This window comes from Kitasatospora sp. NPDC052868, assembly GCF_044547105.1.
Lineage (GTDB): Bacteria > Actinomycetota > Actinomycetes > Streptomycetales > Streptomycetaceae > Kitasatospora.
The window spans coordinates 1-13,118 of the sequence record NZ_JBITZW010000041.1 but is presented as its reverse complement, the minus strand read 5'-3'; the positions used below and the strand labels follow the sequence as shown (position 1 = coordinate 13,118).

General features: G+C 73.7%; 13 protein-coding genes. 2 read left to right on the top strand and 11 right to left on the bottom strand.

Annotation, left to right across the window (positions count from 1 at the left end):
- Nucleotides 1-43 precede the first annotated feature (43 nt).
- The 8 genes from truB to rimP form a co-directional block, all read right to left on the bottom strand.
- On the bottom strand, nt 44-973 hold the full coding sequence (gene truB, locus ACIGZJ_RS35870; protein WP_392941937.1) for a tRNA pseudouridine(55) synthase TruB: 930 nt from the start codon (nt 971-973) through the stop codon (nt 44-46).
- Nucleotides 974-995: 22 nt separating this feature from the next.
- On the bottom strand, nt 996-2,099 hold the full coding sequence (locus ACIGZJ_RS35865) for a bifunctional oligoribonuclease/PAP phosphatase NrnA (protein ID WP_396461213.1): 1,104 nt from the start codon (nt 2,097-2,099) through the stop codon (nt 996-998).
- Nucleotides 2,100-2,101: 2 nt separating this feature from the next.
- Nucleotides 2,102-2,545, bottom strand: a complete 444-nt coding sequence (gene rbfA, locus ACIGZJ_RS35860; RefSeq protein ID WP_387951977.1) for a 30S ribosome-binding factor RbfA — start codon at nt 2,543-2,545, stop codon at nt 2,102-2,104.
- A gap of 153 nt (nt 2,546-2,698) precedes the next feature.
- Nucleotides 2,699-2,995: a DUF503 domain-containing protein gene (locus tag ACIGZJ_RS35855; protein WP_030397729.1), complete on the bottom strand. Its 297-nt coding sequence runs from the start codon at nt 2,993-2,995 to the stop codon at nt 2,699-2,701.
- A gap of 148 nt (nt 2,996-3,143) precedes the next feature.
- Nucleotides 3,144-6,314 (bottom strand): translation initiation factor IF-2, encoded by a 3,171-nt coding sequence (infB, locus tag ACIGZJ_RS35850; RefSeq protein WP_396461212.1) that lies wholly within the window; start codon nt 6,312-6,314, stop codon nt 3,144-3,146.
- 249 nt (nt 6,315-6,563) lie between these two features.
- Nucleotides 6,564-6,863 carry a YlxR family protein gene (locus ACIGZJ_RS35845; RefSeq protein WP_392941928.1) on the bottom strand — a complete coding sequence of 100 codons (300 nt, stop codon included), beginning with the start codon at nt 6,861-6,863 and terminating at the stop codon, nt 6,564-6,566.
- A 76-nt stretch (nt 6,864-6,939) separates the two neighbouring features.
- Nucleotides 6,940-7,965: a transcription termination factor NusA gene (gene nusA, locus ACIGZJ_RS35840; protein WP_396461211.1), complete on the bottom strand. Its 1,026-nt coding sequence runs from the start codon at nt 7,963-7,965 to the stop codon at nt 6,940-6,942.
- A gap of 57 nt (nt 7,966-8,022) precedes the next feature.
- Nucleotides 8,023-8,586, bottom strand: a complete 564-nt coding sequence (gene rimP / locus ACIGZJ_RS35835) for a ribosome maturation factor RimP (RefSeq protein ID WP_396461210.1) — start codon at nt 8,584-8,586, stop codon at nt 8,023-8,025.
- Nucleotides 8,587-9,469: 883 nt separating this feature from the next.
- On the opposite strand from rimP, the gene ACIGZJ_RS35830 reads away from it, so the two are divergent.
- Both ACIGZJ_RS35830 and ACIGZJ_RS35825 read left to right on the top strand, forming a co-directional pair.
- Nucleotides 9,470-10,123 carry a ferritin-like domain-containing protein gene (locus ACIGZJ_RS35830; protein ID WP_396461233.1) on the top strand — a complete coding sequence of 218 codons (654 nt, stop codon included), beginning with the start codon at nt 9,470-9,472 and terminating at the stop codon, nt 10,121-10,123.
- Between the two features lie 101 nt (nt 10,124-10,224).
- Nucleotides 10,225-11,148, top strand: coding sequence for an aminoglycoside phosphotransferase family protein (locus ACIGZJ_RS35825; RefSeq protein ID WP_396461209.1), 924 nt, complete (start codon nt 10,225-10,227; stop codon nt 11,146-11,148).
- Here the strand turns inward: ACIGZJ_RS35825 and ACIGZJ_RS35820 are convergent.
- The 3 genes from ACIGZJ_RS35820 to ACIGZJ_RS35810 form a co-directional block, all read right to left on the bottom strand.
- On the bottom strand, nt 11,121-11,693 hold the full coding sequence (locus ACIGZJ_RS35820) for a GNAT family N-acetyltransferase (RefSeq protein ID WP_392941919.1): 573 nt from the start codon (nt 11,691-11,693) through the stop codon (nt 11,121-11,123). The genes ACIGZJ_RS35825 and ACIGZJ_RS35820 overlap by 28 nt on opposite strands.
- Nucleotides 11,694-11,736: 43 nt before the next feature.
- Nucleotides 11,737-12,612, bottom strand: a complete 876-nt coding sequence (locus ACIGZJ_RS35815; protein ID WP_396461232.1) for a GNAT family N-acetyltransferase — start codon at nt 12,610-12,612, stop codon at nt 11,737-11,739.
- 137 nt (nt 12,613-12,749) lie between these two features.
- The coding region (locus ACIGZJ_RS35810) for a flavodoxin-dependent (E)-4-hydroxy-3-methylbut-2-enyl-diphosphate synthase (RefSeq protein ID WP_396461208.1) at nt 12,750-13,118 on the bottom strand (369 nt) is incomplete at its 5' end.

The window sequence follows — 13,118 nt, the reverse complement described above, 5'->3', positions numbered from 1 at the left end:
CCGTCCGAGGACGGAGACCCGGGGGCTCAACGAGCGTGCGGCTTCAGCCGACGAACACCGCGACCGGCTTCGCCTGGCCGCCCGTCTCCTCCACCAGGGCGAGGAACCGCTCGTCCGGCCCGAAGACCGCGATCGGCCCGTCCACGCCCAGTCCGGGGGCCTTCAGCCGCGCGCCGTGCGACAGCTGCTTCGCCTGGTCGGCGTCGAGGTCCCAGCGCGGGAAGGCCGCGGCCGCGGCCTCGCCGATCGGCAGCACCTCCAGCCCGGTCGGGGACTCGCCCTTCACCGCCTCCTCCAGCTGGTCCAGGGTCCGCGCCGACTCCACGCCGTACGGGCCGACCCTGGTGCGCCGCAGCGCGGTGAGGTGGCCGCCGACCCCGAGCCCGGCGCCGAGGTCGCGGGCCAGCGCCCGGATGTAGGTGCCGGAGGAGCACTCCACGGTCACGTCCAGGTCGAGCACGGGCGTGCCGTCCTCGGCCACGGCCGCGCGCTGCCCGTGCACGGTGAAGGAGTGGATGGTGGTCGGCCGGGCGGCCAGTTCGAAGTCCTCGCCCTCGCGCACCCGCGCGTACGACCGCTTGCCGTCGATCTTGATCGCGCTGACCTTGGACGGCACCTGCATGATCTCGCCGGTGAGCGCGGCGATGCCGGCGTCGACGGCCTCCCGGGTCACGCCGTCGGCCGGGGCGGAGGCGGTGACCTCGCCCTCCCGGTCGTCGGTGACGGTGGTCTGGCCGAGCCGGATGGTCGCCTCGTAGGTCTTGGCGGTCAGCATCAGATGGCCGAGCAGCCGGGTGGCCCGCTCGACGCCGATCACCAGGACGCCGGTGGCCATCGGGTCCAGCGTGCCGGCGTGGCCCACCTTGCGGGTGCCTGCCAGCCACCGCAGCTTGGCGACCACCCCGTGCGAGGTGATGCCCTCCGGCTTGTCGACGATGACCAGGCCGTCCGGGCCGGTTCCCTTGCGCTTCATCGGGTTCTTTCTCTGGAAATGATCAGTTGGCGGGCCGCAGCGCGCCGCGGAACCGCTCCACCACGGCCGCCACGTCGTCCCGGGTGGAGAACCCGGCCGCGTAGGTGTGGCCGCCGCCGCCGAGCGCGGCACAGGCGGCGGCGACGTCCACCGCGCCCTTGGAGCGCGAGGAGCCGCGCAGCGTGCCGTCCGGGTCCTGCTTGAGCACCAGTGCGACCTCGGCCTCGGCCGGGCGCCGCACGATGTCGATCAGGCCCTCGATCTCCTCGACGGTGACGCTGAACAGCACCATGTCCTGGTAGGGCACCCAGGTCCACACCAGGCCGAGGCCGCCGGCCGCGTCGGGCTCGTACACGGCCCGGTCGAGCGCGCGGGCGAGCACCTTGAGGTAGCCGAAGGAGGAGGTGTCCCACAGCCGCCGGGAGATCAGGTCGTGCCGGATGCCGGTGGCCAGCAGCCGCCCGGCGAGTTCGTGGGTGGCCGGGGTGGTGGCCGCGTACTTGAAGGAGCCGGTGTCGGTGGCGACGCCGGTGTAGAGGCAGGTGGCGAGGTCCTGGTCGAGCTCCACGCCGAGCTGGCGCAGCAGTTCGTCCACCAGGACGGCGGTGGCCGGGGCACTCGGGTCGATCAGCTGGTGGGTGCCGAAGCCCGGGTTGGAGGCGTGGTGGTCGAACACCACCAGGACGGGCGCCGCGAAGGCCTTGTCGTGCAGCAGGCCGAGCCGGCTCTCCGCGGCCACGTCGAAGCAGAGCACCAGCTCCGGCTCGTCGGGCACCTCGCAGGCCGGGACGATCAGCTCCTGGCCGGGCAGGAAGGCCAGCGACTCGGGCACGATCTGCGGGTCGTCGCCGAAGGACACCCGGACCTCGTGGCCGAGCCCGCGCAGCGCCAGCGCGGCCGCCAGGGCCGAGCCGAGCGCGTCGCCGTCCGGGCAGATGTGGCAGATCAGGTCGATGGACCGGGCCCGCCCGATCTCGGCGACCACCTGCTGCCAGACCAGCTCGAAGCCGGGCGCCTCGGCGCGCGGCCCCGGAAGCACCGCGAGGGCACCCTCCACCGTGCTGGTGGAGGACGCCCCCGCGGTTGCTCCGGCTACCGAACCGGCCTTCGCCGGCTCACCCGCCATGACTACTCGTCCTCGTCGTCACGCTCGGCGCCCGGGACCTTGTACGGGTCCGCGTCACCGGCGTAGGTCGCGCCGGCGGCGGTGGTGCGCACCGCCGCGTCGATCTGCCGGGCCCGGTCGAGCAGGTCGTCGATGTTCCGGGCGTTCTCCGGCAGGGCGTCCGCGACGAAGGTCAGCGACGGGGTGAAGCGCACCCCGGTCTGCTTGCCGACCTCGGAGCGGAGCACGCCCTTGGCGCTCTCCAGCGCGGCCGCCGTGGACTCGCGCTCGGCGTCGTCGCCGTAGACCGTGTAGAAGACGGTGGCCTCGCGCAGGTCGCCGGTCACCTTGGTGTCGGTGATGGTCACGAACCCCAGACGCGGGTCCTTGATCCTGCGCTCCAGGGTCTGGGCGACGACCACCTGGATGCGGTCGGCGAGCTTGCGCGCCCTTGCGGTGTCGGTCACGTTGCCTCCTCGTGCAGTGGGCCGGGTATCCGGGTCGATCGCTCACCCGTCGGGGCCCATGCCCCAAAGTACCGGCCCGCGCCCAGCCTTGTGGGCGCTCTCGGTCCTGATCTGTGTGAGAACGGCGACGTGCGCCGGCCCTCACCGCAGACCTCATTCATCGTCGTCGTTGTGGTAGCGCCTCCTGGCGGAGAGCAGCTGAACCTCGGGGCGGCCGGCGACCAACCGCTCACAGCTGTCCAGGATCTCGGTGACGTACCCGGCTTCGCCGGACACCACCGCGAGGCCGATCTCGGCCCTGCGGTGCAGATCCTGGTTCCCGGTCTCGGCAGCGCACACGCTGTACTTGCGCTGCAGTTCGGCCACGATGGGCCGCACGATCGAACGCTTCTCCTTGAGCGAGTGGACGTCGCCCAGCAGCAGGTCGAAGGTGAGTGTTCCCACGAACATGTATGACAGGTCTCGCCGACCTGGGGGCCTCGGGGACAGCCCTGAACCGGGCTGGTGGTGCTCGTCTGACTACCCCGGACCCTACACAGCGAGACCGGGGCCGGTCGACGGGAATTTCCACCCGTCGACCGGCCCCGGTGAGCCCTGCTTAGCCGCGCGGCTTCTCGCGCATCTCGTAGGTCTCGATGACGTCGTCGACCTTGATGTCGTTGAACGACCCCAGGGTCACACCGGCCTCGAAGCCCTCGCGGACCTCGGTCGCGTCGTCCTTGAAGCGGCGCAGACCCTCGATGGAGAGGTTCTCCGCCACCAGGCGGCCGTCGCGGATGAGGCGGGCCTTGGCGTTGCGGCGCAGCAGGCCCTCGCGGACCAGCACACCGGCGATGTTGCCGAACTTGGAGGAACGGAACACCTCGCGCACCTCCGCGGAACCGAGGCGCACCTCCTCGTACTCCGGCTTGAGCATGCCCTTGAGGGCCGACTCGATCTCCTCGATCGCCTGGTAGATGACCGAGTAGTACCGGACGTCCACGCCTTCCTTGTCGGCCGCGGTACGCGCACGGCCTTCGGCGCGCACGTTGAAGCCGATGATGATGGCGTCGGAGCCCATCGCCAGGTTGACGTCGGACTCGGTGATCGCACCCACACCGCGGTGCAGGATGCGGAGCTCGACCTCCTCGCCCACGTCCAGCTTGACGAGCGCGTCCTCCAGGGCCTCCACGGAACCGGAGACATCACCCTTGATGATGAGGTTGAGCTGCTCGATCTCGCCGGCGGCGATGGCCTTGTCCAGGTCCTCCAGGGACACCCGGACCCGGCGCTGCGCGAACGCGGCGTTGCGGTCACGGGCCGAGCGCTTCTCGGCGATCTGACGCGCGGTGCGGTCCTCGTCGACGACGATGAAGCTGTCGCCGGCGCGGGGCACCGAGGTGAGACCGAGGAGCAGCACCGGACGGGACGGGCCGGCCTCGCTGAGGCTGTTGCCGTTCTCGTCCAGCATCGCGCGGACGCGGCCGTAGGCGTCGCCGACCACGATCGAGTCGCCGACGCGGAGGGTACCGCGCTGCACGAGCACGGTCGCCATGGCGCCGCGGCCCTTGTCGAGGTGGGCCTCGATCGCAATACCCTGCGCGTCCTGGTCCGGGTTGGCCCGCAGGTCGAGCGAGGCGTCGGCGGTCAGCACGACCGCCTCCAGCAGCTGGTCGATGTTCAGACCCTGGCGCGCGGAGATGTCGACGAACATGGTGTCGCCGCCGTACTCCTCGGCCACCAGACCGAACTCGGTCAGCTGACCGCGGACCTTGGTCGGGTCGGCGCCCTCGACGTCGATCTTGTTGACGGCGACCACGATCGGCACACCCGCGGCCTTGGCGTGGTTGAGCGCCTCGACCGTCTGCGGCATGACACCGTCGTTGGCCGCGACCACCAGGATCGCGATGTCGGTGGACTTGGCACCACGGGCACGCATGGCGGAGAACGCCTCGTGACCCGGGGTGTCGAGGAAGGTGATCGGGCGGTCCTCGCCGTTCACGACCGTGGCCACCTGGTAGGCGCCGATGTGCTGGGTGATGCCACCCGCCTCGCCGGCCACCACGTTCGACTTGCGGATCGCGTCCAGCAGTCGGGTCTTACCGTGGTCGACGTGACCCATGACGGTGACGACCGGCGGGCGCGGGGCCAGCTGGTCCTCGTCGCCCTCGTCGGTGCCGAAGTCGATGTCGAACGACTCCAGCAGCTCGCGGTCCTCGTCGTCGCGGCTGACGACCTCCAGGACGAAGCCCATCTCGTCCGCCAGCAGCTGCAGCGTGGCGTCGGAGACCGACTGGGTCGCGGTGACCATCTCACCGAGGTTGAACATGACGGAGACGAGCGCGGCCGGGTTGGCGTTGATCTTCTCCGCGAAGTCCATCAGCGAGGCGCCGCTCGACAGGCGAACGGTCTGGCCGTTGCCGCGGGGCAGCATCACACCGCCGACGGACGGGGCCTGCATGGCCTCGTACTCCTGGCGCTTCGCCCGCTTCGACTTGCGACCGCGAGCCGGGCGACCGCCCGGGCCACGACCGAAGGCGCCCTGCGTGCCACCACGGGCACCCGGGCCGCCGGGACGGCCGCCGAAGCCGCCGGGACGGGGGCCGAAGCCGCCGCCACCACCCGGGGCACCGCCACCGGGACGGGGGCCGCCGAAGCCACCGGCCGGGCGCGAACCCGGACCGGCCGGACGACCGGCGAAGCCCGGACGGGCGCCACCGGCGCCACCGGGACCACCCGGACGGCCGCCGGGGCCACCGGGACCACGGCCACCGGGGCCGGGACGCGGGCCCGGAGCCGGACGCTGCGGCATCATGCCCGGGTTCGGGCGCGGCATGCCGGACGGGCTCGGGCCGCCGGGACGCGGACCGGCCGGACGGGGCATGCCGTCGGGACGCGGGGCGCCACCCGGACGGGGGGCACCGGCGCCGGGGGCACCGGGGCCGCCGGCCGGACGCGGACGGTCGCCACCGGGGCGCGGGGCGCCGCGGTCGGCACCGGGGGCACCGGCCGGACGCGGACGGTCGCCACCGGGACGGGGCGCGCGCTCGCCACCGGGCGCACCGGCACCCGGACGGGGGCGGTCGCCACCGGGACGCGCCGGACGCTCGCCACCGGGAGCACCGGCACCCGGACGCGCACCCGGCGCGGCCGGACGGCGGTCGCCGGGGCGGGCCATGCCGGTCGCACTGCCGGAGGTGAACGGGTTGTTGCCCGGACGCGGACCGGCCGGACGCGGGCCCGGACGGGCGCCGGCACCGGCGGAGGGAGCGGCCGCAGCCGGACGCGCGGCCGGGGCGGCCGGACGCTCGGCGGGAGCGGCGTCACCGGCGGGGGCCGGCGAGGAGAACTCGGCCGCCGGGGCGGCCGGAGCCGCCGGCGTGGCCGGGCGGGCCGCCGGGCGCGGGCCCGGGGTCGGCGCACCGGCCGGACGCGGGGCGGCGGCGGGGGTCGCGGCCGGGGCGGCGGGCGCCGCGGCAGCGGGGGTGGGACGAGGTCCCGGGGTCGCGGCGGGGCGCGGACCCGGGGTGGGGGCACCCGGCTTGGGTGCGGCCGAACCGGCGGCGGAACCGCCGGCCGGCTGGGGCGCCGCGGGCTTCCGCGGGCCAGGCTTGGCAGCGCCACCGGTGGGGGCGACGCCCAGCGCGTCAGTCAACTTGCGTACGACCGGCGCCTCGATGGTCGAGGACGCCGAACGGACGAACTCACCGAGCTCGGTGAGCTTGGCCATGACGGCCTTGCTCTCCAAGCCAAGTTCCTTGGCGAGTTCATATACCCGGACCTTAGCCACTTCACTCCTGTCTATGAGTCCGGGGTGTCTCGTCCGCCGGACCGTCGCTACTTCATGGGCGTACCCATCGCGTACTCATCGCGTACTCATCGAGTGCTCATCGCAATCTCGACCTACTTCCACATCGCGAGGTACCTGACTGGTGGCACGGCGTGCGGCTACCCGCGCACTGTGCTTGTTGCGGTGGTTCTCCGCCGCGTGGAGCGGCGGCCGTAGCGGGTGGTGCTCCGCCGAACGGGCCTGAGTGGATCAGGGCGCCGGGGTGCCGTCCACCCGCTCCCCGATGTACTCGCGGAGCCGCTCGGTGTCGAGCGTGCCCTGGAGCCGGAAGGCCCGGGGGAACGCCCGGCGGCGGACCGCGAGGTCGAGGCAGGTCGGATCGGGGTGCAGGTGCGCGCCCCGGCCCGGCAGTGCGCCACGGGGATCGGGGACGCAGACGCCCTCAACCGCCGTGACACGCAACAGCTGGTGCTTGGCCGCTCGCTTGCGGCAGCCCACGCAGGTGCGTTCCGGGCGTGCTCGGACATGCGTCCGGCCAGACGAAGGCAAGTCTACCCCTCCGAAGGGACATGGCGCCGCCCCGCCGATCCGGGGAGGACCGGCGGGGAGCCCAGGACAACGCTGACTACTGGTCCGAGGATTCCCGGTGGCCGCCCTCGGGGCGGTCCTCCGACTGGCCCTCGGTGTCCGGGCGGATGTCGATCCGCCAGCCGGTGAGGCGGGCGGCCAGGCGGGCGTTCTGCCCCTCCTTGCCGATCGCCAGCGACAACTGGTAGTCCGGCACGATCACCCGTGCGGAGCGCTGCTGGAGGTCCACGATCTCGACACTCGTCACCCGCGCGGGGGACAGCGCCGAGGCGACCATGTCCCGGGGGTCCTCCGACCAGTCGACGATGTCGATCTTCTCGCCGTGCAGCTCGCCCATCACCGCGCGCACCCGGCTGCCCATCGGGCCGATGCAGGCGCCCTTGGCGTTCAGGCCGGCCCGGCGCGACCAGACCGCGATCTTGGTGCGGTGGCCGGCCTCGCGGGCGATCGCCGCGATCTCCACGCTGCCGTCCGCGATCTCCGGGACCTCCAGCGCGAAGAGCTTCTTCACCAGGCTGGGGTGGGTGCGCGAGAGCGTCACCGACGCACCGCGGACACCGCGCCGGACCGCGACCACGTAGCACTTGAGGCGGGTGCCGTGCCGGTAGTCCTCGCCCGGGACCTGCTCCTGCGGAGGCAGGATGGCCTCCAGCTTGCCGATGTCGACCAGCACGTTCTTCGGGTCGTTGCCCTGCTGGACGACACCGGTGACGATGTCGCCCTCCTTGCCGGCGTACTCACCGAAGGTCTGGTCGTCCGCGGCGTCCCGCAGGCGCTGCATCATCACCTGGATGCCGATGCTGGACGCGATCCGGCCGAAGCCGTTCGGGGTGTCGTCGAACTCCTTGGGCTCGACGCCCTCGTCCAGCTCCGCCGGGTCCTCCGTCGCCCACACCGTGACGTGGCCGGACTTGCGGTCCAGCTCGACCCGGGCCCGACGGCGCGAGCCCTCGGTGCGGTGGTACGCGGTGAGGAGGGCGGACTCGATCGACTCGACCAGCAGGTCGAAAGGGATGTTCTTCTCGTTGACCAGCGTGCGCAGGGCACTCATGTCGATGTCCACGGCTACGCCTCCTCGTCTTTCGTCACGTTCGTCATGGTGCGGTCGGTGCGCAGGCCTTCACTGCACACCGTCGTCCCCCTCCTCGGAGGCTTCGTCGGCTTCGCCGTCCGCGAAGTCCGGGGCCTCGTCGAGGAGCTTCTCGTCCTTGCGGTTGAACTCCACCTGGACGCGCGCCCGGTCCACCTCGGAGTACTCCAGACGGCGCTCCTTGGCCCGGCCGCGGCCCTTCACGGGCTGCACCTCGACCAGTGCGCCGTCCTCGTCGGCCTCCAGCACCCGGGCGACGATCTCCCCGCCGTCGACCAGGTGGATCTTCGCCAGCCGGCCCTCGGCGCGGCGCCAGTGGCGCGGCTCGCTCAGCGGGCGCTCGGCCCCCGGCGACCCGACCTCCAGCACGTACGCGCCGCTGCCCATCACGTCGGACGCGTCCAGGGCCTCGCCGACCTCGCGGCTGAACTCGGCGATGGCGTCGAGGTCCACGCCGCCGTCGGCGTCCACGTCGATCTGCACCTGCCGGCGACTGCCCGACTGGGTGACCTTCACGTCCTCCAGGTCCAGGCCCGCCTGGGCGGCCAGGGGCTCCAGCAACACACGCAGCCGGTCGATGTGGGTGGTGCTCATCCGGGTGGACTCCTCGGCCGCGTCTGCTGTTGTCAGAAGGTCGCACCGCGCCCCCTGGCGCCCGGTTCGGCGCAGGCCGGGTCGCGGCAGCTCGGCCCAAAGCCTATCCGGTCGGGGACCCAACCACCGATTCCGCACGGCGCCCGGCCGCCGTGCGACACCCACTGCGAGCAAGCTCACACCGGTCGACCGCGGTACCGCTCGGCGAAATCAGGGCCCGGTAACGTGAGGATTCTGTAATCATTCACGCCAACGAGGGCAGGCGGGCAGGCCGTCCTCCCGTACACGCCCCGGAGTGACGCCGATGCAGCCGCCCAGCCGACGGACCTTCCTGGCCTTCGGGGTGCTCCTCGCCGCGGGCGCGGCGCTCACCGCGTGCACCGACGACGGCAAGGACACCACGACCGCGCCCGGCGAACGCCGCCGGCCGGACCCGGACGAGCCGGTCCGGCTGCGCGCGGTCGCCGCAACCGACACCCTGCTCGCCGGGTACGACGCCTTGCTGACCGGCCCCGGCGCCGGGCAGGCGGCCCAGCTCCAGCCGCTGCGGGCGGAGGTCGTCCAGCACCGGGCGGCGCTGGCCGCCGGGCTGCCGTCGGCCTCCCCCTCCGCCTCCACTCCGGTCTCGGCCTCCCCCACCACCTCCGCTCCGGCCTCCGCTGCGGGCTCCGCTGCGACCTCGCCGTCGGCCTCCGCCGGGACGGGCATCGCCACCGCCGCGGCGCTCGCCTCGCTCGAACGACAGACCGCGCAGGCCCGGCTCGCCGACCTCGGGGCCGCCTCCCCGCAGCTGGCCCGGCTGCTCGCCTCGGTCTCCGCGGCCGGGGTGCTGCACGCCGTCGCCCTCGGTGACAGCGCCCCGCTCGCCGCCGCCCCGGCCCCGGTGCAGACCGGTGCGCCCACGGCGTCCGCGTCGGGCTCCCCCACCTCCTCCACGTCCGCCTCCGGCTCCACCTCCGCATCGGCCTCGCCGTCGGCCTCCGGCTCCGCCTCCGCTTCGGCCGCCGCGTCCGGCACCGGGGCGGCGCTCGGCCCCGAGGCGGTCGCCGCATTCCAGGGCGCGCTGAGCGCCGAACACGCCGCCGTCTACGGCTACGGCGTGGTCGGTGCCCGGCTCCCGGAGGACCAGCGCACCGACGCCCGGACCGCCTACGCCGCCCACCAGGCCCGGCGGGACGCCTGGCAGCGGCTGGTCAGCGGCACCGGCGCCACCCCGAGTGCCGCCGCGGCCGGCTACCAGCTGCCGTTCGCGGTCACCGACGCGGCGGGCGCCGCCAAGCTCGCCGCCCACCTCGAGACCAGGCTCACCACGGTCTACGCCGACCTGGTCACCGCCGTCACCGGCGCGCAGCGCACCGCCGCCGCCGACGCGCTGCGCGAGAGCGCCCTGCGCGCCAAGCGCTGGGGCGCCGCCCCCATCGCCTTCCCCGGCCTCCCCGACCCCGCCACCGGCCCGACCGGCTCCCCGACCGGTTCCCCGAGCGGCTCCCCGACCGGCTCTGCGGCCCCCACGCCCTCCCCCACCACCACCCCCTGAGCCGGCCTCCACGCCCTCCTTATCTCTGACCTGCGGTTTCGGTCGCATGGCCGACAATGGACAGGTAGCACCACGGGGGAAGCACCAACCGGAAGGCCAGCATGTCGGCAGCACCAGGGCAGATCACCGTCCCCGAGTGGCTGGCGCGAAGCGTCGGCGAGGGCGGGGGCGCGGCAGGACGGCAGTGGCTCACGGAGCTGCCCGCCCGGGTGGCCGACCACCTCGCGCGCTGGGACCTCACGCTGGAGCGGGTGCTCGACCCCGGGGGCAGTCTGAGCCTGGTCGGGTACGTCCACCGCGACGACCTGACGCCGGCCGTCCTGAAGACCGGGCTGGTCACCCCGGAGACCGCCCAGGAGCACGCCGCCCTCACCCACTGGGCCGGCCGCGGCGCCGTCCTGCTGCTCGCCGCCGACCCCGCCGAGGGGGTCCTGCTGCTGGAGCGGCTGCACGGCGACATCCCGCTGCGCTCGCTCGCCGAGGCGAAGGCCACGCTGGAGGCCACCAGCCTGCTGCACCGCCTCTGGGGGCCGGCCTCCGAGGGCCACCCCTTCCCCTCGCTCGCCGACCGGGTCGCGACCACCTCCGACGAACTGCGCCGCCACCGCGAACTGCCCGGCGCCGCCGACGCCGACGCCCTGGTCACCGAGGCCCTGGAGCGCGCCGAGGGCCTGACCGCCTCCGCCACGGAGGACTTCCTGCTGCACGGCGACTTCCACCACGGCAACGTGCTCGCCGCCGACCGCGCGCCCTGGCTGGCGATCGACCCCCGGCCGCTGGTCGGGGAGCGCGCCTACGACCTGGCCCGGCTGGCCATGGACCGGGCCGACACCCTGATCGGCTCCCCCGGCGCGGCCGCCGCCGTCCGCCGCCGGCTGCACCAGCTCTCCGACGCCCTGGAGGTCGACCAGGAACGCCTGCGCGGCTGGACGCTGTTCCGCGCCGCGGCCACCGGGCTGCGCGCCCTCGCGGTGGGCCGCCGGGAGGACGCCGAGCTCTACCTGGAGTTCGCCGGCGCGCTCTGATCCGGCCGCCCGCGCAACGGCAGCGCGGCGCCCATCACCGCGTACAGCCGATCGGTGTTCGGGAAGTGCACGGCGCGCGCGAGGTCCTGGTAGCCGAGCGCCCGGTAGAGCCGGCGCGCCGGCGTCTCGGCGTCGATCGCGGAGAGGATGCTGCGCCGCAGCCCGGACCGCTCGCACAGGGTGCGGATCAGCGAGGAGCCGATGCCCTGGCCCTGGAACCCGGGCAGCACGTGCAGTTCGGTGATCGCGAAGACCTCGTCCAGCCAGTCGCCGTACCCGCGCTGCTCCAGGTAGGGCTGGATCACCGTGCTCCACCAGTGCTCCCGGCGGTTGGGCATCCCGTACCCGAAGCCGACCAGCCGGTCGCCGCTCAGCGCCCCCAGCGCGATCACCCCGGGCTGCTGGGCGTGCCGGCCGACGATGTGCAGCCGGACGGCGACCTCCTCGGGCGTCAGCCCGAACGCCACCGCCTGGACCTCGAGCGCCTGCGGCGCCCACGCCGCAAGGTCGATGGCCTCGATCGTCACCCCGGTCAGCTGATCCATGCCCCGGACGTTACTACCCGTACGGCCCGAACGCGGTCGGGGATCAGAACAGCACGCTCATGAAGGCGCCGACCTCGCGGAAGCCGACCCGACGGTAGGCCGCGCGGGCCCGCAGGTTGTAGTCGTTGACGTAGAGCGAGACCACCGGGGCGACCTCTCGCAGGGCGATGTCGAGGACGGCCGCCATACCCGTCTCGGACAGGCCCCGGCCGCGGTACTCGGGGGCGACCCAGACGCCCTGGACCTGGCAGGCGCCCTCGGTGACGGCGCCGATCTCGGCCTTGAAGACCACCTGGCCGTCGTCCGTGAAGCGGGCGAACGAGCGCCCCGTGGAGACGAGTTCGGCGACCCGGGCCTGGTAGAGCAGCCCGCCGTCCCCGGCCAGCGGGGAGACCCCGACCTCCTCGGTGAACATCGCCACGCAGGCCGGCATCACGGTCTCGACCTCGCTGCGCTCCACCCGCCGCACCAGCGGGTCGGGCGCGATCTCGGCGGACGGCACGGTGGCGGCCATCAGCGGCTGGTGGGCCCGGACCTCGCGGGCCGGCCCCCAGCTGCGCTCCAGCAGCGCCCAGAGGGCGGCGGTCGCGTCGGCCGGGCCGACGATCGAGGAACAGCGGCGGCCCTGGCGGCGGGCCCGTTCGGCGAAGGCCTGGACGGCGGCCGGCCCGGCGTTCACCAGCACCAGGTTGGCCCCGGCGTAGCAGAGCGCGTCCAGCTCGCCGTGCTCGTCGTACCAGCCCCACATCTCCCCGCCGAGCCGCCAGGGGTCGAGCCCGACGCTCTCGACCCGGGTGGCGACGAAGGCGTTGGCGACCGGGTTGCGGCGCAGCACCTCCAGGGTGTCCGCCAGGTCCGGTGCCTCCAGGACACGGGTGGTCGCCAGCGCGCGGGCGACCTGGAACGAGCTGGGGAGCATCACACCTCGATCGAGCATCGAGACAGCACCTCACTGAGACGACTCTGGCCGCACCCTACTCCGTGGCCCCACCCGGCTACGGCCGCGGGGCCGTCCGTGGACGGACGGCCCCGCTTCCGGAAACTACCGTCCGCCGGTCACTCGCCGGCGGTGACGGTGGGGGCGCCGGCTTCGACGCCGTCGGCCTGCATCTGCTCGGCGAGCTTGAGGGCCTCCTCGATCAGGGTCTCGACGATCTTCGATTCGGGGACGGTCTTGATGACCTCGCCCTTGACGAAGATCTGGCCCTTGCCGTTGCCGGAGGCGACGCCGAGGTCGGCCTCGCGGGCCTCGCCGGGGCCGTTGACGACGCAGCCCATGACGGCGACGCGCAGCGGTACCTCCATGCCCTCGAGGCCGGCGGTGACCTCTTCGGCGAGCTTGTAGACGTCGACCTGGGCGCGGCCGCAGGAGGGGCAGGAGACGATCTCCAGGCCGCGTTCGCGCAGGCCGAGGGATTCGAGGAT

Bases quoted from the DNA above. Each gene is read 5' to 3' on its own strand.
- ACIGZJ_RS35815 (WP_396461232.1), bottom strand. From the start codon at position 12,612: ATGCTCCCCAGCTCGTTCCAGGTCGCCCGCGCGCTGGCGACCACCCGT.
- ACIGZJ_RS35820 (WP_392941919.1), bottom strand. From the start codon at position 11,693: ATGGATCAGCTGACCGGGGTGACGATCGAGGCCATCGACCTTGCGGCG.
- ACIGZJ_RS35855 (WP_030397729.1), bottom strand. From the start codon at position 2,995: ATGTTCGTGGGAACACTCACCTTCGACCTGCTGCTGGGCGACGTCCAC.
- truB (WP_392941937.1), bottom strand. From the start codon at position 973: ATGAAGCGCAAGGGAACCGGCCCGGACGGCCTGGTCATCGTCGACAAG.
- ACIGZJ_RS35865 (WP_396461213.1), bottom strand. From the start codon at position 2,099: ATGGCGGGTGAGCCGGCGAAGGCCGGTTCGGTAGCCGGAGCAACCGCG.
- rimP (WP_396461210.1), bottom strand. From the start codon at position 8,586: ATGAGCACCACCCACATCGACCGGCTGCGTGTGTTGCTGGAGCCCCTG.
- ACIGZJ_RS35825 (WP_396461209.1), top strand. From the start codon at position 10,225: ATGTCGGCAGCACCAGGGCAGATCACCGTCCCCGAGTGGCTGGCGCGA.